The sequence below is a fragment of the Streptomyces sp. NPDC020299 genome (genome assembly GCF_044387825.1).
Taxonomy (GTDB): domain Bacteria; phylum Actinomycetota; class Actinomycetes; order Streptomycetales; family Streptomycetaceae; genus Streptomyces.
Genome location: NZ_JBIRWL010000010.1, coordinates 65,452 through 87,558, shown reverse-complemented (window position 1 = coordinate 87,558; position 22,107 = coordinate 65,452). Strand labels below are relative to the sequence as shown.

The 22,107-nt window shown below is 70.4% G+C and carries 21 protein-coding genes and 4 pseudogenes; 8 read left to right on the top strand and 17 right to left on the bottom strand.

The window, feature by feature from the left end; genetic code table 11:
* Positions 1 to 414, bottom strand: coding sequence for an ATP-binding protein (locus tag ACH45E_RS25080; RefSeq protein WP_361439610.1), 414 nt, complete (start codon positions 412 to 414; stop codon positions 1 to 3).
* Positions 415 to 447: 33 nt separating this feature from the next.
* On the opposite strand from ACH45E_RS25080, the pseudogene ACH45E_RS25075 reads away from it, so the two are divergent.
* Together ACH45E_RS25075 and ACH45E_RS25070 are read left to right on the top strand one after the other, a co-directional pair.
* Positions 448 to 672, top strand: a pseudogene (locus ACH45E_RS25075) (multiprotein-bridging factor 1 family protein); the annotation flags it as partial.
* Positions 591 to 941 (top strand): annotated as a pseudogene (locus tag ACH45E_RS25070) (hypothetical protein); the annotation flags it as partial. The pseudogenes ACH45E_RS25075 and ACH45E_RS25070, both read left to right, overlap by 82 nt.
* Before the next feature lie 486 nt (positions 942 to 1,427).
* On the opposite strand, the gene ACH45E_RS25065 reads toward ACH45E_RS25070, so the two are convergent.
* The gene (locus ACH45E_RS25065) at positions 1,428 to 2,243 is read right to left on the bottom strand and encodes an oxidoreductase (protein ID WP_361439608.1); all 816 of its coding nucleotides are present in this window, start codon (positions 2,241 to 2,243) and stop codon (positions 1,428 to 1,430) included.
* Positions 2,244 to 2,336: 93 nt separating this feature from the next.
* Between ACH45E_RS25065 and ACH45E_RS25060 the strand changes: the two genes are divergently transcribed.
* Complete coding sequence (locus ACH45E_RS25060; protein WP_361439606.1) at positions 2,337 to 2,861, top strand: helix-turn-helix domain-containing protein; 525 nt, start codon at positions 2,337 to 2,339, stop codon at positions 2,859 to 2,861.
* 24 nt (positions 2,862 to 2,885) lie between these two features.
* Here the strand turns inward: ACH45E_RS25060 and ACH45E_RS25055 are convergent, their stop codons facing one another.
* The 5 genes and pseudogenes from ACH45E_RS25055 to ACH45E_RS25035 all read right to left on the bottom strand — a co-directional run bounded on the left by ACH45E_RS25055 (position 2,886) and on the right by ACH45E_RS25035 (position 7,107).
* Positions 2,886 to 3,455, bottom strand: a complete 570-nt coding sequence (locus ACH45E_RS25055) for a TetR/AcrR family transcriptional regulator (protein WP_361439604.1) — start codon at positions 3,453 to 3,455, stop codon at positions 2,886 to 2,888.
* Positions 3,456 to 3,645: 190 nt separating this feature from the next.
* Entirely contained in the window at positions 3,646 to 4,944 is a 1,299-nt protein-coding gene (locus ACH45E_RS25050) for a DUF3533 domain-containing protein (protein ID WP_361439602.1), read from the bottom strand.
* Positions 4,941 to 6,071 (bottom strand): 4Fe-4S binding protein, encoded by a 1,131-nt coding sequence (locus ACH45E_RS25045; protein WP_361439600.1) that lies wholly within the window; start codon positions 6,069 to 6,071, stop codon positions 4,941 to 4,943. The genes ACH45E_RS25050 and ACH45E_RS25045 overlap by 4 nt, the downstream gene beginning before the upstream one ends.
* 346 nt (positions 6,072 to 6,417) lie before the next feature.
* Positions 6,418 to 6,549: pseudogene (locus ACH45E_RS25040) on the bottom strand (TetR/AcrR family transcriptional regulator); the annotation flags it as partial.
* Positions 6,550 to 7,107 (bottom strand): TetR family transcriptional regulator, encoded by a 558-nt coding sequence (locus ACH45E_RS25035; RefSeq protein ID WP_361439598.1) that lies wholly within the window; start codon positions 7,105 to 7,107, stop codon positions 6,550 to 6,552. It abuts the pseudogene before it with no gap.
* A 115-nt stretch (positions 7,108 to 7,222) separates the two neighbouring features.
* On the opposite strand from ACH45E_RS25035, the gene ACH45E_RS25030 reads away from it, so the two are divergent.
* The 5 genes and pseudogenes from ACH45E_RS25030 to ACH45E_RS25010 all read left to right on the top strand — a co-directional run bounded on the left by ACH45E_RS25030 (position 7,223) and on the right by ACH45E_RS25010 (position 11,028).
* The gene (locus tag ACH45E_RS25030) at positions 7,223 to 7,915 is read left to right on the top strand and encodes an SDR family oxidoreductase (protein ID WP_361439596.1); all 693 of its coding nucleotides are present in this window, start codon (positions 7,223 to 7,225) and stop codon (positions 7,913 to 7,915) included.
* 57 nt (positions 7,916 to 7,972) lie between these two features.
* A complete protein-coding gene (locus ACH45E_RS25025; RefSeq protein ID WP_361439594.1) occupies positions 7,973 to 8,110 on the top strand; it encodes a hypothetical protein in 138 nt (45 codons plus the stop codon).
* Between the two features lie 12 nt (positions 8,111 to 8,122).
* Positions 8,123 to 9,028: pseudogene (locus tag ACH45E_RS25020) on the top strand (aldo/keto reductase); the annotation flags it as partial.
* Between the two features lie 136 nt (positions 9,029 to 9,164).
* The gene (locus ACH45E_RS25015; RefSeq protein WP_361439592.1) at positions 9,165 to 10,169 is read left to right on the top strand and encodes an NADP-dependent oxidoreductase; all 1,005 of its coding nucleotides are present in this window, start codon (positions 9,165 to 9,167) and stop codon (positions 10,167 to 10,169) included.
* A 58-nt stretch (positions 10,170 to 10,227) separates the two neighbouring features.
* A complete protein-coding gene (locus ACH45E_RS25010; RefSeq protein ID WP_361440242.1) occupies positions 10,228 to 11,028 on the top strand; it encodes an alpha/beta hydrolase in 801 nt (266 codons plus the stop codon).
* Positions 11,029 to 11,553: 525 nt separating this feature from the next.
* On the opposite strand, the gene ACH45E_RS25005 is transcribed toward ACH45E_RS25010, so the two are convergent.
* The 10 genes from ACH45E_RS25005 to ACH45E_RS24960 form a co-directional block, all read right to left on the bottom strand.
* Positions 11,554 to 12,684 carry an XdhC/CoxI family protein gene (locus ACH45E_RS25005; RefSeq protein ID WP_361439590.1) on the bottom strand — a complete coding sequence of 377 codons (1,131 nt, stop codon included), beginning with the start codon at positions 12,682 to 12,684 and terminating at the stop codon, positions 11,554 to 11,556.
* A 154-nt stretch (positions 12,685 to 12,838) separates the two neighbouring features.
* Complete coding sequence (locus tag ACH45E_RS25000; protein ID WP_361439588.1) at positions 12,839 to 15,034, bottom strand: xanthine dehydrogenase family protein molybdopterin-binding subunit; 2,196 nt, start codon at positions 15,032 to 15,034, stop codon at positions 12,839 to 12,841.
* Positions 15,031 to 16,011 (bottom strand): xanthine dehydrogenase family protein subunit M, encoded by a 981-nt coding sequence (locus tag ACH45E_RS24995; protein ID WP_361439586.1) that lies wholly within the window; start codon positions 16,009 to 16,011, stop codon positions 15,031 to 15,033. Before ACH45E_RS24995 ends, ACH45E_RS25000 begins: the two co-directional genes overlap by 4 nt.
* Before the next feature lie 7 nt (positions 16,012 to 16,018).
* Entirely contained in the window at positions 16,019 to 16,669 is a 651-nt protein-coding gene (locus ACH45E_RS24990; RefSeq protein WP_361439584.1) for a (2Fe-2S)-binding protein, read from the bottom strand.
* A gap of 302 nt (positions 16,670 to 16,971) precedes the next feature.
* Complete coding sequence (locus ACH45E_RS24985) at positions 16,972 to 17,385, bottom strand: cupin domain-containing protein (protein ID WP_361439582.1); 414 nt, start codon at positions 17,383 to 17,385, stop codon at positions 16,972 to 16,974.
* A 34-nt stretch (positions 17,386 to 17,419) separates the two neighbouring features.
* Positions 17,420 to 18,187, bottom strand: coding sequence for a glucose 1-dehydrogenase (locus ACH45E_RS24980; RefSeq protein ID WP_361439580.1), 768 nt, complete (start codon positions 18,185 to 18,187; stop codon positions 17,420 to 17,422).
* Between the two features lie 166 nt (positions 18,188 to 18,353).
* Positions 18,354 to 19,610 (bottom strand): MFS transporter, encoded by a 1,257-nt coding sequence (locus ACH45E_RS24975; protein ID WP_361439578.1) that lies wholly within the window; start codon positions 19,608 to 19,610, stop codon positions 18,354 to 18,356.
* A 168-nt stretch (positions 19,611 to 19,778) separates the two neighbouring features.
* A complete protein-coding gene (locus ACH45E_RS24970) occupies positions 19,779 to 20,309 on the bottom strand; it encodes a cyclophilin-like fold protein (RefSeq protein ID WP_361439576.1) in 531 nt (176 codons plus the stop codon).
* 15 nt (positions 20,310 to 20,324) lie between these two features.
* Complete coding sequence (locus ACH45E_RS24965; RefSeq protein WP_361439574.1) at positions 20,325 to 20,990, bottom strand: SDR family NAD(P)-dependent oxidoreductase; 666 nt, start codon at positions 20,988 to 20,990, stop codon at positions 20,325 to 20,327.
* A gap of 84 nt (positions 20,991 to 21,074) precedes the next feature.
* Positions 21,075 to 22,091: a zinc-dependent alcohol dehydrogenase family protein gene (locus ACH45E_RS24960; RefSeq protein ID WP_361439572.1), complete on the bottom strand. Its 1,017-nt coding sequence runs from the start codon at positions 22,089 to 22,091 to the stop codon at positions 21,075 to 21,077.
* Between the last annotated feature and the right edge of the window lie 16 nt (positions 22,092 to 22,107).

Here is a 22,107-nt window from a genome sequence, read left to right as displayed (position 1 = left end):
TCACGCCGAGGGCGTGACCTCGCACTCCGCCCACACCGTCTTCCCCGGCCCGTCGGACCGCGCATGCCAGCCCCAGCGGGACGCCAGCCCCGCGACAAGGACCAGCCCCCGGCCCCCGGTGCCCTCGGGGCCCGGTGCGCGCAACGCCTCCGGGCGGGGCGGTGTGCGTTCGGCGCGGGTGTCGGTGACCTCGATCCGGACCACCGTACGGTCGGGCTCGGTCACGTACAGACGCAGGTGGAAGTCCCGGCCGGACACGTGACCGTGCCGCACCGCGTTGGCGGCCAGCTCGCCGACGACCAGCGCGATCGCCTCGTGCGGGCCGCCGCCGTACGGGATCCCCCAGGTGTCCAGCCGGTGCGCCGCCAGCCTGCGGGCGAGCCGTGCGCCGCGCGGTGTGGAGGTGAAGCGCAACCCGTAGGCGGGCGTTGGGGCAAGGAGGCGGTAGTGACGACCGAGGTTACGGAAGAAGAGAGCACCGCGGGCCAGGCGGCGGACGCCTCGGGCCGGGGCGTGGTCGTCGCGTTCGGCCAGACCATGAAGACACTGCGGCTGCGAGCGGGGCTGGAACGCGAGGAGTTCGGGCGGCGGATCGGCTACTCGGCGTCCACGGTCGCGTCGTTCGAGCAGGGCCGGCGGATCCCGTCCCCCAAGGTCCGCGCCCTCGCCGACCGCGCGACCGCGGAGCGCCCCGCGACCTGATCGACGTGTTCGCAGCCTCCCGCCGCTGGACCAATGCCGAGCTCGAAGAGTTTGGCCGCCGTCACGCGCGTGGCCGCTTCGAGCGCGAGGATCTGACGGGCGCCGAGTGGACCGACGCCTTCGCCGCCTATGGGCTGGATGATGCCACCATCACCGCGCTTCGCGCTTGGGCGGTGGGGTGGGCAGATGACCTCGCGGCCCGTCGCCTGGAAGAGGCCGAGGATTTGGACATCGGCTGACCACGTCCGGATGAGATCACATCTGCAATCGATCAGCGCAAGAACCAAGAAATGGGTAGGTAGCAAAGCAGCAGGTCGTGGGCCTGTCCCGCATCAATTACACCGGGCAGGCCCTGGGCGAAATCAGTCTGCAGGCAGGCTGCGACCCCATCGGCACGGTGATCAGTTGGAGCCGACCCCCTGGTGGGTCCCTCTACGCCTGCCCCCATGTCCTCGGGCGTCGGGAAGCCAGCGTGAACAGGTCAGCGCGCAGTGCGCCGACGGATACCCGTACGCCGGATCCAGCGGTCAGCCGGCCTGCCGGAGGCGCTCCGCTTCGCCCGCCGGGTGAGGACAGACCTCGACGCCGGCCTGGGGAGCGAGTGCGCGCGTTCGTCGTCCTGCCGTACGAACGCCCGTACCGGGTGCCCTGCGCTCTGGCATCAAGGTGTCCTCTGTCTGGTGGAGGTGGGTGGCTGTTCGGGAACCCCAGGCAGCGCCTGCGCGTCAGCCGGCCAGCCGGTTCATCTTGCGGATCTGCTTGTCGAGGACACCGGCGGGAGCGAGACGGCGCAGTACGCGTGCGCGTCCGGCCAGGGGGCCTGCGGTGTAGCGCGGCTTCGGCTTCGGGTCGGTCGCTGCCGTGACGATCGCCTGGGCGACGACGACGGGGGCGTCGCCGTTCCTGACGGCCTGCGCCATGACGCGGTCGACGGTCTGCCGCTGCTTCGCGTACGCGTCCAGTGGGGTGTCGGGCTTCGCGCTGTTGGTCTCGAACCCGGTCCTGGTGTAGGCGGGTTGGACGATGAGCGCCCGGACGCCGTGGTCACGGATCTCGTGGTCCAGGGACTCGGTGTAGCCCTCGATCGCGTGCTTGGAGGCGGCGTAGGCGGCCATGTAGGGCTGGGGCAGGAACCCGAGCACGGACGAGATGTTGATGATGCGTCCGCGTCGCTGGGCGCGCATGTGTGGCAGGACCTCGTTCACCATGCGCATGACCCCGAAGACGTTGGTGTCGAAGACGGAACGGGCTTGCTCGACGGAGGTCTCCTCGGCCGCCCCCATCGAGCCGACGCCGGCGTTGTTGATCAGGACGTCGATCCGTCCGAACCGCTCGCTCACCTCCTGGACCGCTGCGGCGGCCGAGGCGTCGCCGGCGACGTCGAGGCCGAGGAACGTCACGCCGTCGAGCGGGGTGACGCGTGAGGTGTCACGGCTGGTGCCGACCACGGTGAATCCGGCTGCGACCAGGGCTAGCGCGGTTTCCTTCCCGATGCCGGATGACGCACCCGTCACGAGTGCGACCGGCCGATCTGTCGTCATCCTGGACTCCCTCACTCACTTGAAACCAATCGGTTTCCACTACAGTAAACCGATCGGTTTCAGCGTGCAAGCTCGAGCAGGGAGCGTGACGGCGTGGGCAGGATGAGTGCACAGAAGAGGCGTGAGAGCGTCATCCGCGCGGCGATCGCCGAGTTCGCGCGCACGGGATACCACGGCACCTCCACCGCGGCGATCGCCAAGCGGGTCGGCGTCACGCAGCCGTATCTCTTCCGGCTCTTCCCGGACAAGAAGGCGATCTTCGTCGCCGCTCTGATGCGGAGCATGGACGACACCCGCCTGGCTTTCGAGAGGGCGGCCGACCGGGTGGAGGGCGGCGAGCAGGCACTGCAGGCAATGACGAGGGCTTACGCGCAGCTGATCTCGACGCGCCCCGAAACGCTCCTGATGCAGATGCAGGGATACGCCGCCGTGGCGGCCGCCGAGGCGCAGGGCGATGACCTGATCGGCGAGGTCGTCCGGGCCGGCTGGATGAGGATCCGGGAAACCGTGCACCTGTCGCTGGGCGCCGATGCCGACGAGACGGCAAGCTTCTTCGCTTGCGGCATGCTCGGCAACACGCTTACGGCTATCGGGCTTCCCGCGAGTGCCAGGCGGTGAGGGTTGTTCTGGACGGGCGATGCGTCAGCTCACGCCTGCCGCGTCGAGCAGGGTGGTCACCGTGGGTGCGATGAGCCCGGTCAGGCTGTCGGCCTGGATTCCCGCGCGGGCGCTGGCGCCGTCGAAGACCAGGCTGAGCTGCCGGGCCAGCAGATCGGGATCGCTCGCCCCGCCCTGTTCGGCCTCGGCGCGGAAGAAGGCGGTCAGGTTCGCCTTGACCTGATGGGCGACCCGGCTCGCGGGGTGACTCTGGTCCTTGAGTTCGATCTGCACGGCCAGGTACGGGCAGCCGTGGAACTCGGGCGCGCTTGCCTGCGATTCCACCTGCCCGAAGACGTGCAGGATCCGCTCGCGGGGTGGACGGTCATCGTCCGCCGCCGGCAGGAGCGTCGCCACGTAGGCGGAAGTACGCTGCTCAAGGCTCGCCGCCAGCAGCTCGTCCTTGCTCTCGAACAGCTGGTACATGGAGCGCTTCGACACCCCCGCCGCCTTGCACAGCGCCTCGACGCCGATGCTGACGCCGTCCCGGTAGGTGAGCGTGGCCGCCGCCCCCAGCAACCGCTCCCTGGGGCTCAGCTTCACTTCGGTGGTCATACCGCGAGGTTAACCCGAAGCGGACGAAATGAAGACCGATCGGTTTTCAAGGGCTCTGGACAGAGGCTCGGCGACGGCCTGGGAGAAGGGCCGTCGCCGAGCCATGACGGTGTGCACGCCTGTCGTCCCTGGCAGGGCGACACGCGCCGGGGCCACTCCGAGTAACGGACCCGTCCTGGGCGACCTGCCGCTACGCCGGGACCGCGGTCTGGCCGGGCGTCGTCTCCACCGGGATGCGGTGCAGCCCCTTGCGGTCGTACCACCCCAGTACGCCGAAGCCGAACAGCACGGCCGCCACGAGTCCGGCCGCCATCATCACCCAGCCCCGCGTCAGACCCGCGTCGCTCTGGGCGTCGTAGTAGAGGATCGACCTGATGCCGCCGGTGATCTGCCGCAGCGGCTCGAACTCCGCGAGGAAGCGGTAGAAGCCGGGCAGTGCCTCGATGGGGGTGGTGGCACCGGCCGTGGGCACCGCCATCCCGATGAAGACCAGCGTGACCACCAGCATGCCGGGCGTGCCGAAGACGGCGAGGAGAGTGAGGGCGCCGATCCCGGTGACGGCGACGGCGCACACCGAGTACAGCCACAGCAGGGGCAGGTGGGAGGCGTCCATGCCCATGATGCCGACCGCGCCGGCCATGACCAGGGTGCCCGTCAGCAGGGACAGGGCCGCCATGAGGGTGCTGCTGATGGCGAGGGTCTGGACCCGGGTCGCCCGGATCAGCGGGCGGTGCAGGCGCCGCGGGCCCATGTCGTTGTGGGTGTAGCCGAGGGCGTGGTCGACCTGGCCGCTGATGACGTTGGCGGAGAGCATGCCGACGACCACGAGGGTGAGTGCGTAGTAGAACGCCGTCAGGCCCAGGCCGCTGTGCGAGCCGAGGGGGTGACCGTCCTCGACCGTGACGGCGGCCGGGTCGGCGAGCAGGACGCGTGCCGCTGCGGGCAGCTGCGCCTGCGCGGTCCCGATCCGGGCGGTCAGCTCCTTGCCCAGCTGGAGCGAGGCGTTCTCGGCTGCCCGGGTGGTCGCCGTCCGGGCCAGGCCGGAGCCGATGCTGCCGGCGGACTGGTTGGTCAGCACCGTCAGCGTCGGGCGGGCCGGGGTTGCGGTGGGCGCGGTGGCGGTCAGCGCGGTGGCGGAGGAGGTGAAGTCGGCGGGCACGACGAGCGCGCCGAACAGCTTGCCCTTGCCGAGCTCCTCCTTCATCTCCTTCTCGTCCATCACCTTCCAGTCGATCTTGTCCCCGCTCGCGGTCGACTTCTTGATCGACTCGGTGATGTGCGCCCCGAGATCGACCTGCTTGCCGCCGACGGCGGCTCCCCTGTCGGCGTCGACCAGGCCGACGGGCAGCTTGGTCAGGTGGTCGGCCGGATCGATGTTGGCGCCGACGTAGAACACGGCGAACAGCAGCGCGAGTACGCCCGTGATGACGCCGTTCGCGATCCACAGAGGCTTGGCGCGCAGGACGCGGAAGGGGGGCATGCCAGTCATGACGTACGTGTCTCTCGGTCGGGGGACGTGGAGCGTTTCGCCGGGGGCTGCCAGCCGCCGGTGACTTCCTTGACGGGCTTGTGGGGGAAGCGGCGCAGGGCGTACTCCTGTGCGTGGGAGCCCGGCAGGACGTAGAGGGTTTCCTTCTTGTCCCGGAGCGGTCGCAGCACGGTGTCCATGAACGTCCTGCGGTCGTCCAGGTACGGGCCCAGGACGTCCTCGCCGGCGGGGCAGACGGCCAGGCAGTAGCCGGACTTGTAGCCGGGAGGTGAGCTCAGGCTCTGCCACAAGGAGGCACTCTCGGAGTCGGTGACGCGGGAGCGGTAGTCGGCGGCGTCCTCGCTGTCGGCCACCGTCTGCGCCCAGTCGGTGAACCCGCTCATGAACTCGCGGTAGTTGTGCGTGGTGCAGGCCAGCGCGTCGAAGGCGCCGTCCTTGGCGATGGCGCCGACCGGGCAGGCGGCGACGCACAACTTGCAGTCGATGCAGGGGTTGTAGTCCAGCGCCTGCCCGTACGCGCTCACCTCCGCGTCCACCAGGACGGTGACCAGCAGGACGAAGCTGCCGAACTTCGGGTGGATGACGTTGCGGTGCAGACCCATCACGCCGAGCCCGGCGGCCACCGCGACCGTCTTGTGCGCCACCACCCAGATCCGCTCGCTGGGGAAGCGGTCCATCTCCTGAGGGAAGCCGACGGACGGATTGAGCGCGCGGTAGCCGGCGTCCTGGAGCGCCTGGGTGACCGTGCGGGCGGCGTGGTTGGCCTGCTCGTCGGCCTGGTGGAACTCCTGGTTGGCCACGCTGCGGGCCGGAGAGCGGCAGTTGTCGCGGTTCATCCGGACCGCCATCGCGATCAGGGTGCGGGTACCGGGCAGCGCGGACTGCACGTACTCACGCTCGCCAACCAGGTCCGGGTGGTCCAGACCGACCGCGGCCGCGTCGTCCGCGCCGGCCGCCAGACACAACTCGCGCAGCCAGTCCGCGTCGATCACCGCCGGCGGGTTCACCGCGTCACCTGCTCTGCGCCGGGCGAGTACGGCCTGTACCGAGGGGTGGGCGGCCAGCTTCGCCGGAAGCCTGGGGGCCGGGGCCGTCTGTTGCCCCTCGGCGTCGCGCGCGGCAGTCATCCGTACTCCTGGGGATTCGGGCTCGAGGCTCGCCTTCACGGCGGGAAACCGAACAGTTTCACCACCGTAAACCGATCGGTTTCCAGACGCAAGCCCAAGCGGCGAGGCTCCCTTCGGCCTGTCGATCACGTTCCTCGCGGATGTTGGCGTCGATCGCCAGGCGAAAAGAGCCCCGCCTCGCGAGTTCGTCCGGGCCGGCCGGATGCCCGTGAGGCCGTTCGCCTCCGCTGAGGGCCGATGTAAGTGAGCCCACGACCCTTCCTGGCTCACGGCATGCTCGTCAGCTCAGCAACTCTTGGCCGTCACCCCCGAGAGTCCCCGGGTCACCAAAGGGCGGCCGCGACTCGCCGAGCGCAGAGCTGGCGCCGTCGAAGACCAGGATCAGCCGCCAGGCCATCAGAAGGGGACCGCTCGCCCCGCCCTGTTCGGCCTCGGCGCGGAAGAAGGCGGTCAAGTTCTCCTTGACCCTTTGGGCCAATCAGCCTGCTTCAGTCAAGGCCGCGTGCGCTGCGGCGAGGATCTCCCCGGAGAGCGGGGAGCCCTTGGTGGCCCGGGACAGGACCAGCGCACCGAACAGGGTGCACAGGCGGACGATGCCGTCCTGGTCGTCACTGGCCAGAAAACCGGCGAAGTCGGCCACCCCTTCGGCGTAGACGCGACGGGCCTCGCGCCCCCCGCCCTCGCGCGCGATGTCGGTGGCGAGCGCGGCGACCGGGCAGCCGCCCGCCGGGTCGTCGCGGTGCTCGACGGAGAGGTAGGCGTCGATCAGCGCCTGCTGGGCGGCGCGCTGCCCGTCGTGCCGCTCGAGCCCGGCGCTGTAGCGCTGGGCGAGCTCGGCGAAGGCGTGCGCGGTGGCCTCGTCGACGAGTGCCTCCTTGGAGACGAACTGCTTGTAGAAGGCGCCGTGGGTCAGACCGGCCGCCTTCATCAGGTCGGCAACGCTGACCTGCATGCCCTGCTCCCGGAACAGCCGGGATGCGGTGTCCACCACCCGCCTGCGATTTTCCTCCGCCTGCGCCTGCGATACACGGCCCATGGTCACCTCCCATTTAGATGTCGACTGGCATCTATCATAGACCCATGTTTAGATTGCATTCATAATCTAAACAGTCGCGGGTGGCCGACGTCGCCCGCCACGACCAGGAGTGGACATGGAACTGAAGAACGCGGTCGCAGTCGTCACCGGCGCCAATCGGGGCTTCGGGCGGCACCTGGCCGCCCAGCTCGTCGAGCGCGGCGCGAAGGTGTACGGCGCGGCCCGACGCCCCGAGACGGTCGACGTGCCGGGCGTCATCCCGCTGCGGCTGGACGTCACGGACGAGGCGTCGATACGAGAGGCCGCGCGCGTGGCGTCCGACGCGACACTGCTGATCAACAACGCGGGCATCTCCACCGGCGCGACGCTGATGGCAGGCGACGTGGCTGAGGTGCGCCGGGAGATGGAGACCAACTTCTTCGGCCTGCTCGCCGCGACCCGCGCCTTCGCCCCCGTCATCGAGGGCAACGGCGGCGGCGCCGTGCTCAACGTCCTGTCCGCCCTGTCCTGGTTCCACCCGGCAGGACTCGGCTCCTACGCCGCGTCCAAGGCCGCCGCTTGGGCGCTGAGCGACGCGACCCGTGAGGAGCTGGCACCGCGCGGGATCACCGTCTCGGCGCTGCACGTCGGCTACATGGACACCGACATGGCCGCCGGCGTGCCCGCCGATCAGAAGGTCGCCGCCGCCGACGTCGCGGCCCAGGCCCTGTCCGGCATCGAGACCGGCCTGCCCGAGATCCTCGCCGACGAGACCAGCCGGTACGTCAAGCAGAGCCTGTCCGCGGCACCCCAGCCGAACGCGGACTGACGCTCACCCCTCCACCCCGGCGCGACCACCCTCACACCCCTCATGCAAGGACATCTCATGCGCTACACGACCTTCGGCCACCGGACCGGACTGCGCGTCTCCGAGTACGCGCTCGGCACCGCGAATTTCGGCACCGGCTGGGGCGCGGGCGCCGAGCCCGACGAGGCCCGGCGGATCTTCGACCGGTTCGCCTAGGCCGGCGGCACCTTTCTCGACAGCGCGGACGGCTACCAGTTCGGCGAGTCGGAGGAACTGACCGGAAAGCTGATCTCCGCCGACCGCGACCATTTCGTCCTGGCCACGAAGTTCACCCTCGGCGCCGCCCCGCAGCCGGACATCTCCAAGACCGGCAACAGCCGCAAGAACATGGTCGCCTCGGTCGAGGCCAGCCTGAAGCGCCTGGGGACCGACTACATCGACCTGTTGTGGGTGCACTTCCCCGACGAGCTCACTCCGATGGAGGAACTCCTGCGCGGGCTCGACGACCTGGTGAGCGCCGGCAAGATCCACCACGCCGCGCTGTCCAACTTCCCCGCCTGGCGCGTCTCGCGCGCGGTAACCCTCGCGGACCTGAAGAACTGGGCCCCGATCGTGGGCATCCAGCACGAGTACAGCCTCGTCGAGCGCACCGCCGACCGTGAGCTCCTGCCCATGGCCGAGAGCCTCGGGCTCGGCGCAGCCCTGTGGTCCCCGCTCGGCGGCGGACTGCTCACCGGCAAGTACCGCAGCTCCGCCGAGGGGCGCCTGAGCGACCTGGGCATGGTCATCCACACCGAGAGCACCGGCCAGAAGACCGCCGTCGTCGACACCGTCCTGGCGATCGCCGAGGAGACCGGCGTGACGCCCGCCCAGGTGGCAGTGGCCTGGGTGCGCGAGCGCGCCGCCCGCTCCGTTGCCGCGCTCGTCCCGATCATCGGCCCGCGCAGTCTCTCCCAGCTCGACAGCTACCTCGGCGCCCTCGACGTCCAGCTGACCGACGAGCAGTACGCCCGCCTGGCCGAGGTCAGCGCGGTGCCGCTCGGCGTGCCCCACGAAGGGATCGCCGCCAGCCTGGACCGCCTCCAGGGCGGCGCCGCCGACCGTGTCACCGCCCCGGTCGCGCCGGTGGCCTGACGGGTGAACGCGGCTGAGGACGAGGTGAGCCCGCGCCGCAGCCAGGAAAGCAACCCAAACTGTCTCGCACTGGGAGAAGCCCGGGGCGAGCGAAGACCCCGGCCTTTCACGGACGGGACACGGAACGGAGAGGACGATGAAGGCTTTCATGGTCGCGAAGTACGGCGACCAGGCCGGGATGCGCGCCGCCGAAGCACCCGACCCCCAGGTAGGTGCCGAGGACGTCCTGGTCAAGATCCACGCGGCGGGCGTGAACCCGCTGGACCTCAGGATCCGCAACGGAGACTTCAAGGCGTTCATGCCCTACCGCCTCCCGCTCATTCTGGGCAACGACCTCGCCGGGACGGTCGTCCGGGTCGGCACGTCCGTCACCCGCTTCGCGCTGGGCGACGAGGTCTACGCCCGGCCCGACAAGGACCGCATCGGTACCTTCGCCGAACTCATCGCCGTCCACCAGGACGACCTGGCGCCCAAACCGGCCACCCTCACCATGGCCGAGGCCGCCTCCTTCCCCCTGGTCGCCCTCACCGCATGGCAGGCACTGGTCGAGCGGGCCCACGTGCAGCCGGGCCAGAAGATCCTCGTCCACGCGGGCGCCGGCGGCCTCGGCTCCATCGCCGTCCAACTGGCCAAGGCGCTGGGCGCGCACGTGGCCACCACCGTGAGCACCACCAAGGTCGACCTGGCCAGGGACCTCGGCGCGGACGTCGTCATCGACTACCGCACCCAGGACTTCGAAGAGGTCCTCGACGGCTACGACGTCGTCCTCGACAGCCTCGGCGGCGAGAACCTCGCCAAGTCCCTGCGCGTGCTCAAGCCCGGCGGCATGGCCATCAGCGTCGCAGGCCCGCCCGACCCGGCCTTCGCCCGCGAACTGGGCGCGAACCCGATCCTCCGTCTGGCCATGACAGCCCTCAGCTTCAGAACCCGGCGCGACGCCAGGCGCCACGGTGTGACGTACTCGTTCCTGTTCATGAAGGCCAGCGGCGACCAACTGCGCGAACTCACCCCCCTCATCGACGCCGGGAAGATCCGCCCCGTCGTCGACCGCGTCTTCCCGTTCGAAGAGACCCTCCAGGCCATGGAATACGTCGAGAAGGGACGGGCGAAGGCCGGCAAAGTCGTCGTCGCGATGACGTAAGGGCGAAAACAAGTCCCAGGCGCCGGTCACCTTCGGCAGCAACAAGTCCCCCCCGTTACTGTCTTCGTGGCTCCGCAATGGGGCTTCCGGCCTTCGGGTCCGGTATGACTTCCCCCTGGTCCTTGTCAACCACCTGTCCGCAGTTCTGGACAACTGGGATCCCCGCGTCGTCGACGGACTCGCCGCCCGACGACAGGTGATCACCTTCGACAACCGCGGCGTCGGCGCCTCCGGCGGCTCCACACCCGACACGATCGAGGCGATGGCCCGCGACGCCGTACTGTTCATCCGGGCCCTCGGGTACGACAGGGTCGACCTGCTCGGCCTGTCGATGGGCGGCTTCATCGCCCAGGTCATCGCGGCACAAGAACCCGACCTCGTACGCAAGCTCATCCTCGCGGGCACGGGCCCCGCCGGAGGACCCGGCATCGACAAGGTCACAAGCCTCACCATCAAGGACACCGTCAAGGCCGTCCTGACCCGCAAAGACCCGAAGCAATACCTCTTCTTCACCGACACCGCGGATGGCCGCCGGGCGGCCCACGCCTTCCTGGACCGACTGAAGGAACGCACGGACGACCGCGACAAAGCCATCTCGCTCTCATCGTTCCGTGCCCAGCTCAAGGCCATTCACCACTGGGGCCGCCAGGCACCGGCCGACCTGTCGCGCATCCACCAACCGGTCCTGGTGGCCAACGGCGAGAGCGATCGCATGGTCCCGAGCGTCAACACGGTCGACCTGGCGGCCCGGCTGCCCCAGGGCGAACTCGAACCCCTCTACCCCGACGCCGGACACGGCGGGATCTTCCAGCACCACGACAGATGCGTCCCGCGGGCGCTCGAATTCCTGGAACGGTAGCCGGCCGCCGGACAGGTCCGTGGCCCCTGCCCCGCACTCAGCGAGACCGGCACCAGGAAATCCGTCCTCGCACTTCGCCAGAACGACCATCTCAGGCCCCGTCAGAAACAGCGTCGAACGAGCGTCAAGATATTTCCCGAACCCGTCCCTGATGGCGTTGAGACAGAGCGTTCTCGACCCACGCCCCGACCGCGAAGCCGCAGGTGAAGACGCGTGGCGGGAACCTGCAGCGTGCTCCACGCGGTGGACTTGGGGAAACAGGTCGAGCACATCCAGCCCCGCCCGAAGAACCCGAGAAAACTGCAGGTCAGAGGCTCTTCGTAGCCGGTTCCAAAATCGCTACGCACTCCACATGTGACGTCATCGGAAAGATGTCGGCTTGAGCGGGTCTCGGAAAAGGCCAGGTCAGAGGCCATTTCTCGGCCCGCTGTCCCGCCTGCGGGAGGCCAGAGCGTCAAACGAGCGTCATGACGTACAGGCTGCCCTCAGAGGGACGATGAGCCCTTGTCGGTTCGTGAGGCCGGCCTACCGCTGACTCGCCAACTCCGACGGCCGGTGGATCGGGCCGGTGATCTGGGACAGGGGTCTGCCCGTGCCGTGGTTGGCCTGGGCGATGATCTCCGCGGTGATGGAGACGGCCGTCTCCTCGGGTGTGGAGGCTCCAAGATCGAGGCCGATGGGGCAACGCAGCCGGGCCAACCGGTTCTCCGTGACACCCTGCTCGCGCAGGCGGCGCATGCGCTCGTCGTGGGTGCGCCGGGAGCCCATGGCCCCGACGTAGGCGACGGGCAGGTCGAGTGCCAGGCGAAGCAGGGGGACGTCGAACTTGGCGTCGTGGGTAAGGACGCAGACGGCGGTGCGGTCGTCCACCTCGGTGCGTTCCAGGTAGCGGTGGGGCCAGTCGACCACCACTTCGTCCGCGTGCGGGAAGCGGGCGGGAGTGGCGAAGACGGGGCGGGCGTCGCAGACGGTGACGTGGTAGCCGAGGAAGCGGCCGGCCTGGCTGAGGGCCGCGGCGAAGTCGACGGCACCGAAGACCAGCAGACGCGGCCGGGACGCATGGACGTGGACGAGGACGGACAGCCGTTCGGGGCATTCGTCTGCCTGCCCGCCGATGTCGGTGCGGACGGTGCGGCCCGCCCGCAGCAGGGCCCTGGCCCGGTCGGCCACTGCCCGGTCCGCCGGGCCGCCGTCCACGCGCCCGTAGGCGACACGTCCGCCACCGAGCACGCTGAGCGTGGAGCCGAGGAGGCGCTCCGGGCCGTCCACGACCTGTGCCACGGCGACCGGTCGCCCTTGAGCGATCGCGGAGAGAGCCGTGGACAGGTGCGGCTGGGCTGCGGGATCGATGCGCTGGACGAAGACGTCGAGTTCGCCGCCGCAGGTCAGACCGACGGCGAAGGCGTCGTCGTCGGAGTAACCGAACCAGGCCCGCCGCGGAGTGCCCCGGTCGTGGAGCACCTGTCGGCACAGCTCGTAGACCGCTCCCTCGACACAGCCGCCGGAGACGCTGCCCACCACGTCGCCGTCCTCGTCCACCGCGACCGACGTACCGACCGGCAGAGGGGCGCTGCCGTGCACGCCGACGACGGTGGCCAGGGCGAAGGGACGTGCCTCGCGGCACCAGCGCTGCAGTGTGTCAGCGATGTTCAGCATGGCAGTTCTCCATGGCGGGACCAGGATCGGAAGGTGAACGGGCCGCCGCCGCGACGCGGGGAAACGTCAGGCGGCGGCCCTGGGAAGTCCGGCAGCCGGGCGGGGGCAGGCTGCCGGACGAGCGGTGTGCACCCCGCCGGCCCCACGGCATGGGTCAGAGCAATGCCTCGGCGGTGATGGGCAGTTCGCGGACGCGGCGGCCGGTGGCGTTGAAGACCGCGTTGGCGATGGCGGGCGCGACGCCGATCATCACGAGCTCTCCGAGACCCTTGACGCCGAGCGGGTCGGCCTCGCGGTCCTCGCCGTCCAGGAAGATCGCCTTGAGGTCGGGGATGTCGGCGTTGACGGGCACGAGGTAGTCGGCGAGGTTGGCGTTGACGATGCGTCCGTCGCGGTGGTCGGTGACCGTGTGTTCCAGCAGGGCCGTTCCGATGCCGCCGACCATGCCGCCGAGGGCCTGGCTGTCGGCGAGCTTGGGACTGATGATGCGGCCCGCGTCGTACACGCCGAGCACCCGCCGCACCCGCACCAGGCCCAGGGTCGCGTCGACGGCCACCTCGGCGAACGTCGCGTTGTAGCCGTAGAAGGAGTGCCGCTCCGGGCCCGACGGCGGCGCGAAGGAGCCGTCCGCTTCCAGGTGGGTGCGGTCGTTGCGGGCCAGCAACCGCCGGTACGTCTCCCCGCGCGTGGGATCGTTCTTCACGTGCAGTCGGCCGCCCCGCACCACGACATCGCCGGCGGCCACCCCGTACAGCGGTGACTCGCGGTCTGAGACGGCCAGTTCGATCGCCTGACGGCGGGCTTTGTTGCAGGCGTCGAGGGTGGCGGAGCCGACGCTGGCCATGGTCATCGAGCCGCCGTGCGGTGGGGTCGGCGGGTAGAGGGAGTCCCCCAGCCGGAAGGTGACCGTGCGCACGGTGAGTCCGAGGGCGTCGGCGGCGACCTGGGTCTGGGAGGTGTACGTGCCCGGGCCCATGTCGGTGGCGGCGGCCTCGACCAGCGCGGTGCCGTCGGCGTCGAGGCGGGCGCGGGCCTGTGCGGGCATGCGGGCGGTGTCGTAGACGCCGGCGGCCATGCCCCTGCCGATCAGCCAGTCTCCCTCACGTGTCGAGCGGGGCCTGGGGTTGCGGCGGTGCCAGCCGAACTCGCGCGCGCCGACCGTGTAGCACTCGCGCAGCCGACGGGTGGAGAACGGCAGTCCGGACGACTCGTCCTCGTTCGGCTCGTTGCGCCGGCGCAGCTCGATCGGGTCGACGCCGAGCTTGTGGGCGAGTTCGTCCATGGCCGACTCGATGACGAAGGAGGCCGTCTGGAAGCCGGGGCCGCGCATGTACAGCGGCGTGGGCAGATCCAGCGGCACCGTCCGGTACCTCTGGGTCACGTTGGGCATGCTGTAGAGCATCTGCCCGGCCGCCAGGATGGACTCGGTGAACGTCTCGTACGACGACGTCTCGGCGTCCAGCTCGTGCACCGCGGCGGACAGCCGGCCCCGCCGGTCACTGCCGAGGCGCAGACGGTACTCGTACGAGGGCCGGAACCCGGTCCCGAGGTACATCTGCTTGCGACTGAGGACCAGCTTGACCGGGCGCTTCGTCTCACGGGCTGCCAGTGCCGCGACGACGACGTGCGGCCAGCAGCGCAGCGCCGTGCCGAAACCGCCGCCGACGAACGGCGAGATGACGCGCACCGCGTTCATCTCCAGGCCGAACACCGCGGCGAGTTCGGTCTGTGTGCCCACCACCCACTGGGTCTTGTCCCACACGGTGAGCTGGTCGCCGTTCCAGCGGGCGATGGTGGCGTGCGGCTCCATCGGGTTGTGGTGGTTGCGCGCCGTGCGGTAGGTCAGGTCCAGTCGTACGGCCGCCGAGCGCAGGGCCGCTTCGGCATCGCCGCGCGCGTAGGTGGTCGGCTCGTCCGGCTCGGCCTGAGTCAGGTCGGTCGAGGGTTGTTCGGCGTCGTAGCCGACCTTGACCAGGCTCGCGCCGTGCTGCGCGGCCTCCAGGGTGGTGGCGACCACGACGGCGACGGGCTGGCCGTGGAAACGGACGCGCTCGTCCTGGAAGACGCGCAGTCGCCGGCCTGGCGGGTTGTTCGACCCGGAGTTGTCGCGGTACGGCAGCTTCGGCGCGTTGCGGTGGTGGAGCACCTTCAGTACGCCCGGAAGGGCTTCGGCGGCGCCGCTGTCGATCGACGTGATGCGACCGCGGCCGATGCTCGCGTCGACGATGACGGCGTGAACGGACCCCTCGACGTCGTGCTCGGCGGCGTACAGCGCCTGTCCGGTGACCTTGAGTCTGCCGTCCACCCGGGACAGCGACGCACCCACGGCTGCCTGCGGCTGGGGGCTCACTTGGTACCTCCTACGACGCGCAACTGGCGTTCGACAGTGCGCTTGAGCAGCTCGACCTTGAACCGGTTGTGCTGCAGGGGACGGGCGCCGTCCGCCGCCTTCGCGGCAGCGGCCGACCACAGGGCCCCCGAGGGGCGTTCCCCGACGAGGTGCTGCTCGACGGCGGGCAGCTTCCACGGCACGGTGCCCACGCCCCCGGCGGCGACCTTGGCCTCGCGGATCACCCCGCCGCGTACGTGCAGCGCGACGGCCGCAGACGTCAGGGCGAACTCGTACGACTGCCGGTCACGCACCTTCAGATAGCCGGATCTGAGCGGGCGCGGAAGAGCGGGGATCTCCACCGCCGTGATCAACTCACCCTTGTGCAGGGACTGTTCGCGTTGCGGAGTGCTGCCGGGCCGCAACAGGAAGTCGGCGAAGGGAACTTGGCGTGTCCCGTCCGGGCTCAGCAGGTGCACCCGGGCTTCCAGTGCGGCGAAGGCCACGGCGGCATCGGACGGGTGTGTGGCCACGCAGGCGTCGGAGGTCCCGAGGATGGCGTGCGTGCGGTTGTGGCCGTGCAGGGCGGCACAACCCGAGCCGGGCTCGCGCTTGTTGCAGTCGGCGGTCACGTCCCGGAAGTACGTGCATCGGGTGCGCTGCATGATGTTGCCGCCGATGGTCGCCATGTTCCGCAGCTGGGCCGACGCGCTCAGCTCCAGCGCCTCGGAGACGACGGGATACAGCGCGCGCACCTTGGCGTGGGCGGCGGCCTCGGACATGGTCACCAGGGCGCCGATCCGCAGGCCCCCGCGCTCGGTCACCAAGACCTCGCGCAAGGGCAGGCCGCCGATGTCGACCAGGCTGCCGGGACGCTCGACGGTCTCGCGCATCAGGTCGACGAGGGTGGTGCCGCCGGCGATGTAACGGCCGCCGCGGCAGCCCGCGTTGAGAGCCTCACGGGTGTCGGACGCCTTGGTGAAGGCAAAGGGATACATCGGGCCCTCACTTCCGGCCGGCGGTCTGCTCGACCGCCCGCACGATCTTCACGTAGCAGCCGCAGCGGCAGATGTTGCCGCTCATCCACTCCCGGATCTCCTCCGGCGAACCGGTGTGGCCCTCCTGGATGCAACCCACCCCGGAGACGATCTGACCCGGGGTGCAGTAACCGCACTGGAAGGCGTCCTCGTCGATGAACGCCTGCTGCAGCGGGTGGAGTTGATCGCCCTCTGCCAGACCCTCGATCGTGGTGACGTCGGACCCCTCCAGTCGCACCGCGAGCGTCAGGCAGGCGTTGTGCCGCTGTCCGTCGACCAGGACCGTGCACGCCCCGCAGGCCCCGGCGTTGCAGCCCTTCTTCGAGCCGGTGAGGCCGAGGTGCTCGCGCAGCAGGTCCAGCAGAGAGGTGCGGTTGTCGACCGTCACGGTATGGCGGGTGCCGTTGACCGTCAGGGAGACACGGCTGGACGGCGGTCTCTCGGCGGCCGTCGCTTCCTCCGGGTCGCCGAGGAACGTGCCTCCGATCACGCCGCCCGCGACGACGGCACCACCGACCGCGGTGCTGGTGGCGATGAACGAGCGCCGAGTGGGCGCCGGGGAGGACTCACCGGCTCTGGTGGGGGGTGGAGCGGCAGGCTCGGGGAGTTCAGTTGACATACGTACGCCTTCGTATCGCTGACGGATCGGCCGTACACATCAGCGGGACGCGAGAGTGGATCGTCGTCACCGCGGGGAAGCCGGCAACCGCGCGCTCTGGCGGCGGCTACCGGTCGCCTGGGGAGTCTTGCATCACCGGCAACGCTCGTGGCAGGGAGACTTTCCTCCCCCCTTGAGGCTCGTCAGAAGCGACTGACCGACGTCATCGGGGGCATTTGCGCGCGCTGCAGGGCAGCGCTGCAGTCCCCGGGACGCCGTGACGGTCGTGCGCGCGCCCCGGATGCGCGTGGGAGGGGCCGGGGCTACTGGTCGCGGGTGCGGCGGCCGTTGTACTGCTGGTCGGTGACCGGCTCGGCCCACGTGGTCTCGGGAGTGTCGTCGCCCGTGCCCTCCCACAGGGCGATGTGCTCCATGAACCGGTCGGGGACGGCGCCGTGCCAGTGTTCCTCGTCCGGCGGACAGGCGACGGTCCCGCCGGGGTGAGCCTCGAAGACGGTGCCGTCCCGGGTGCCGATCAGGGCGACGCCGGACACGACGTGCAGGGTCTGGCCCAGGGCGTGGGAGTGCCAGTTGGTGCGTGCGCCCGGCGAGAAGCGGACCAGGTTGGCGCGCATCCTCGACGGCTCCTGGCCGGCCACGATGACGTCCCACCACACGTCGCCGGTGAACCAGTCCGCCGGGGCCTTGCTGCTGGGCTGCGGCGCGATGAATTCCATGGTGTCTCGCCTCTCCTTGGTACGTGTGCTGTCTTCAGCGGGCGACGTAGCCGCCGTCCACGGGGAGGGCGACGCCGACGACGAAGCCGGCTCCGGGGCTGCACAGCCACAGGACCGCCTGGGCGATCTCCTCGGCGGTGCCGAGCCGGTTGATGGGCTGCTCGGCCTCGGCCTCGGCGCGGTCGAGTTCTCCCTTGGCGATCATGTCGCTGACCATGGGGGTGTCGATGGTGCCGGGGCAGATGGCGTTGACGCGGATGCCTCGGGGGGCGTATTCGAGTGCCGCGCTGCTCGTCAGGCCGATGACTCCGTGCTTGGAGGCGTGGTACGAGGCGCGGCCGGGGAGGCCGACCAGGCCGCCGAGGGAGGAGCAGTTGACGATGGCGCCGCTGCCCTGGGCGCGCATGTGCCGCAGCTCGTGCTTCATGCAGGCCCACACACCGCGGAGGTTGATGGCGTTGACGCGGTCGAAGCGTTCGGCGGGTTCGTCGGCGGCGTCGCTGGGCGGGATCTGGATGCCGGCGTTGTTGTAGGCCATGTCGAGGCGGCCGAAGTTCTCCACGGTGCGGTCGACCGCGGCGGCGACCTGGTCCTCATCGCTGACGTCACACGTGAGGGCGAGGACCTGGTGGCCGGCGTCGGTGAGTTCCTTCGCGGCCGCGTTCAGGGCCGCTTCGTCGATGTCGGTGAGGGCGACGGCGGCTCCGGACGCGGCGAACGCGCGGGCGGTGGCCAGCCCCATACCGGCGCCGGCCCCGGTGACAAAAGCGACTTGGCCGGTGAAGTCGTACGTGGGATTCACTGGAGTTGTCCCTTCGGGTGGGGGTTGCGGGGGACGACTGATGTCAGGTGTGCCTGGATGAACTGCGCCTCGACGGTGTCGTCCAGCGCGGACTGCACGTCGTCATCGCCGTTGCCGTCGCAGACGAGGGTGTTCGGGCCGGCAGTACGCGGATCCAGGCTCGAGTTCAGTGCTGCGACGGCACCTGCGCGGGTTCGTCGCGTCGCGCGTGCGTGGGCGCGCTGCTCCGGGCCACGATCCGGCCCTTGCCGGATGAGCCGTGGACGGCGAGGGCGATCAGCGGGAGGAGGGTCAGGGCGGCTATGACGGTGCCGACCAGGGGCGGGCCGGTCAGGCCGAGGGAGGAGTCCAGGGCCGTACCGGCGATCAGCGAACCGGCGGCGATACCGGTGTTGAAGGCGGACGTGGTCAGCGCCGAGGTGAGCGTGGGCGCGTCGCCCGCGAAGCGCATGGCGAGCGCGGTGACCACCGGGTTGACGGTGAAGCCGGTCAGGCCCATGAGGAAGACGAGGAGGGTGGCGGTCACCGGGTTGCCGGACAGCGGGATCATCAGGAGCAGGACCAGGGCGGTGGCCGCGGCGGCCGTGATGGTGGTGGCCATCGGACGCCGGTCACCCAGGCGGCCGCCCGTGGTGGTACCACCCAGCGCGCCGACGCCGAACGCGATGAGGACGAGCGGTACGGCGCCTTGGGGGATGCCCGCACGGTCGGTCAGCAGCGGCGTGACATAGGTGTATGTCGCCAGGACGCCGCCCATAATCAGCATCGCGGCGCCGAGCGCCAGCCACAGCCGGCCCTGCCGCAGGGCCCGGACCTCGGCCCGGAGGGACACCTCGACGCGCTGCTCCTGGGCCGGGATGAAGCGGCCGATGAAGACGGCGGCAAGTCCGGAGAGGACGGCCAGCGCCCAGAAGGGGCCGCGCCAGCCGGTGAACTGGCCGGCGAAGGAGCCGACCGGCACGCCGACGACGTTGGCCAGGGTCAGGCCGCCGATCATGACGCCCGTGGCGCGAGTGGCGTTGTGCGGTCCCGCGGCGGTGGTGGCGACGACGAAGCCCACGGACCAGAACGCTCCGGTGGCCAGGGCGGTGACGACGCGGGCGGCGAGGACGATCGTGAAGGACGTGCTGAGGGCGGCGACCAGATGTCCGAGGCAGAACACGGACAGGGCCAGGATCAGCGTCCGGCGCTGGGGAAGGCGCAGGGTCGCCATGGCCATGGTCGGCGCGCCGACGATCATGCCGATGGCGAAGGCGGTGATCAGCAGGCCGGCGTGGGAGACGCTGACTCCGAGGTCACCGGCCAGCTCCGGCAGCAGACCCGCGACGACGAACTCGGTGGTCCCCATCAGGAACGTGCCGGCGGCGAGCACCCAGACGACGAGCGGGAGCTTGCCGGGGGTGGTCCCGGACGCGGAAGGCATACGTGTGGTCTCTCCTTGCGTGGAAATCGGGGGATCGTGGTGGCGGCTGCAACCGTCACGGCGGACGGTGGACAGCGCGGCCACGTCTTCGACGGTCCCATGCGGGGAACCGGGCGAAAAGAGGAGGATCTCCTCCCCCCTTCGTGCAGGGACGAACGGTGGCGCGGGTCAGGGCGCGGCTTCAATGGTGATCCGGTCGGCCCCGGCAAGCCGGTCGGCGTCGGCGTCGATGTGGCCGAGGATGAGCAGGTCGGGGTTGGCGGAGTCGCCGTCGCGGTAGAAGAGGGCCAGGTTGCCCCAGGGTGCGTAGTAGGTCAGGTCGCCGGCCTTCGGCGCGCACGGCTCGGGAGCGCCCGAGGTGGTCAGCTTGCGCGGCAGGTCGGCGATCCGCTCCGTCTGGTGGAAGTCCTCCAGATCCAGGACGAGCGGGAGTAGCTCGGCGAAGTCACGGGCAGCCGGACTGTCGTTCAGGGCGGCGTCGACGGGGCGGCCGTCGAGGGTGACCCGGATGTCCATGGTGGTGTTCCTGTCGGGCGGTGTGGTGCGCGCCTCGGCCGTCGGTGCCTGCTCTCGGGCGGAGGACGCGGAGGGTGTCTTGTGCGGGGAGGCCGGCGAGGTGTCGCTGCAGGCCGCCGCGGCCAGCAGGACAGTGGTGGCCGTGGCGGCACGGGCGACGGCGCGGAGGGTGGCCGAGTTCATGGTGTCGTCCGGGCGTCAGTCGGGCAGCGGCTCGGCGTAGTGGCGGAAGCCGTCCCGCTTGGCGTGGAGGTCGTACAGACGTTCGGCCAGCGTGTCGGGGCTGCTGTGCTCGGCGTCGGGCCTGATCGCTCCGGGGATGATCAGCTGCGCGGCGTGGATGTTCTCCGGGGCGAGCGTCTCGTGCAGCATGCGGGCGTAGGCGCTCTCGGCGGCGAAGGCGATCGAAGTGCCGGCGACCTCCGGATTCGGTCGTACGGCGCTGGAGCCGTTGACGAACAGCAGCGTGCCGCGGCCGAGTTCACGCATGCCGGGCAGAACGGCTTTCACCGCGGAGACGGGGCCCTTGACGGAGAAGGCGAGCGGGGCGTCGAGGTCGTCGGCGCTCGTGTCGAGGACCGGCTTCATGAAGTCGGCGCGGGGCACGGGGCTGTACTGGAGGATCTCGATGCTGCCCAGGTCGGCCGCGGCCGCGTACAGGGCCGCGGTGAGGGACTCGATGTCGAGGACGTCGGCCGTGTAGCCGCGGGCCTGGATGTCGTCACGGGCGAGGGCGGCCGTCAGACCGTCCAGCTTCTCCGCGTCGCGGGCGATGAGGGCGACGGTGTGGCCGACGGCCCCGAAGCGGCGGGCGGTGGCCAGCCCGAGACCGGGTCCGGCACCGATGAGGGCGAAGGTCGTCATGTCAGTCCTTGTGCGAGCGGGAGTGGTTGCCGGTCCTGTGGCCGCACCGCGTCGGTGCGGCCCCGGGTGTGGACGCGTCTGCGCTCAGGGCTTGAGCAGGGTCTTGATGGCGCGGCGCTCGTCCATGGCCTTGTAGCCCTCGGCGACCTGGTCCAGGGGCAGGGTGAGGTCGAAGACCTTGCCCGGGTTGATCCGGCCGGTCAGGACGCGGTCGACCAGGTCGGGCAGGTAGCGGCGCACGGGGGCAGGACCACCGCGCAGGCCGACCTGGGAGAAGAACAGCTCCTGGCCGTCGATCGAGACCTCGTGCGGGACTCCGACGAAACCGACGTTGCCGCCGGGGCGGGTGGAGTGCAGGGCCTGCCGCATCGACTCGGCGGTGCCGACGCACTCCAGCACGGAGTCGGCGCCGATGCCGCCGGTGAGGTCCTTGACGCGGGCGATGCCTTCGTCGCCGCGTTCGCTGATGATGTCGGTGGCGCCGAACTCGAGGGCGAGCTTCTGCCGCGACTCGTGGCGGGACATGGCGATGATCCGCTCCGCACCCAGTTCCTTCGCGGCGATGACACCGCACAGGCCGACCGCCCCGTCACCGACGACCACGGCGGTGGAGCCGGGCTTCACCTCGGCGGCGAGGGCGGCGTACCAGCCGGTGCCCATCACGTCCGAGACGGCGAGCAGGCTCGGTACCAGCTCGGCGTCCGGGTGCTCGTCGGTGGCGACCAGGGTGCCGTGGGCGTTGGGGATGCGCACGTAGTCGGCCTGGCAGGTGCTCATGAACTCGCGGTTCAGACAGGAGGACTGCCAGCCGCCCCGGCAGTTCACGCAGGTGTTGTCCGAGGTGGCGAAGGAACCGACGACGAACTGGCCCGGCGCGACGTTGGCGACCTCGCTGCCGACCTCCTCGACGATGCCCACGTACTCGTGCCCCATGGGGTGGGGCTCGTCCACCGGCTCCGCGCCGCGGTAGGGCCACAGGTCCGAGCCGCAGACGCAGGTGGCGACCGTACGGATGACGGCGTCGGTCGGCTGGAGGATCTTCGGGTCGTCCAGGGTCTCGAAGCGCACATCGCCGGGGGCGTGAATGACTGCTCCGCGCATGGGGTCTTCCTTTGGT

What these genes read in the sequence shown, in the direction of transcription:
- ACH45E_RS25065 (WP_361439608.1), bottom strand. Translation starts at nt 2,243, where the DNA reads ATGACGACAGATCGGCCGGTCGCACTCGTGACGGGTGCGTCATCCGGC.
- ACH45E_RS25055 (WP_361439604.1), bottom strand. Translation starts at nt 3,455, where the DNA reads ATGACCACCGAAGTGAAGCTGAGCCCCAGGGAGCGGTTGCTGGGGGCG.
- ACH45E_RS25050 (WP_361439602.1), bottom strand. Translation starts at nt 4,944, where the DNA reads ATGACTGGCATGCCCCCCTTCCGCGTCCTGCGCGCCAAGCCTCTGTGG.
- ACH45E_RS25045 (WP_361439600.1), bottom strand. Translation starts at nt 6,071, where the DNA reads ATGACTGCCGCGCGCGACGCCGAGGGGCAACAGACGGCCCCGGCCCCC.
- ACH45E_RS25035 (WP_361439598.1), bottom strand. Translation starts at nt 7,107, where the DNA reads ATGGGCCGTGTATCGCAGGCGCAGGCGGAGGAAAATCGCAGGCGGGTG.
- ACH45E_RS25030 (WP_361439596.1), top strand. Translation starts at nt 7,223, where the DNA reads ATGGAACTGAAGAACGCGGTCGCAGTCGTCACCGGCGCCAATCGGGGC.
- ACH45E_RS25025 (WP_361439594.1), top strand. Translation starts at nt 7,973, where the DNA reads ATGCGCTACACGACCTTCGGCCACCGGACCGGACTGCGCGTCTCCGAG.
- ACH45E_RS25015 (WP_361439592.1), top strand. Translation starts at nt 9,165, where the DNA reads ATGAAGGCTTTCATGGTCGCGAAGTACGGCGACCAGGCCGGGATGCGC.
- ACH45E_RS25005 (WP_361439590.1), bottom strand. Translation starts at nt 12,684, where the DNA reads ATGCTGAACATCGCTGACACACTGCAGCGCTGGTGCCGCGAGGCACGT.
- ACH45E_RS24995 (WP_361439586.1), bottom strand. Translation starts at nt 16,011, where the DNA reads ATGTATCCCTTTGCCTTCACCAAGGCGTCCGACACCCGTGAGGCTCTC.
- ACH45E_RS24990 (WP_361439584.1), bottom strand. Translation starts at nt 16,669, where the DNA reads ATGTCAACTGAACTCCCCGAGCCTGCCGCTCCACCCCCCACCAGAGCC.
- ACH45E_RS24985 (WP_361439582.1), bottom strand. Translation starts at nt 17,385, where the DNA reads ATGGAATTCATCGCGCCGCAGCCCAGCAGCAAGGCCCCGGCGGACTGG.
- ACH45E_RS24975 (WP_361439578.1), bottom strand. Translation starts at nt 19,610, where the DNA reads ATGCCTTCCGCGTCCGGGACCACCCCCGGCAAGCTCCCGCTCGTCGTC.
- ACH45E_RS24970 (WP_361439576.1), bottom strand. Translation starts at nt 20,309, where the DNA reads ATGAACTCGGCCACCCTCCGCGCCGTCGCCCGTGCCGCCACGGCCACC.
- ACH45E_RS24965 (WP_361439574.1), bottom strand. Translation starts at nt 20,990, where the DNA reads ATGACGACCTTCGCCCTCATCGGTGCCGGACCCGGTCTCGGGCTGGCC.
- ACH45E_RS24960 (WP_361439572.1), bottom strand. Translation starts at nt 22,091, where the DNA reads ATGCGCGGAGCAGTCATTCACGCCCCCGGCGATGTGCGCTTCGAGACC.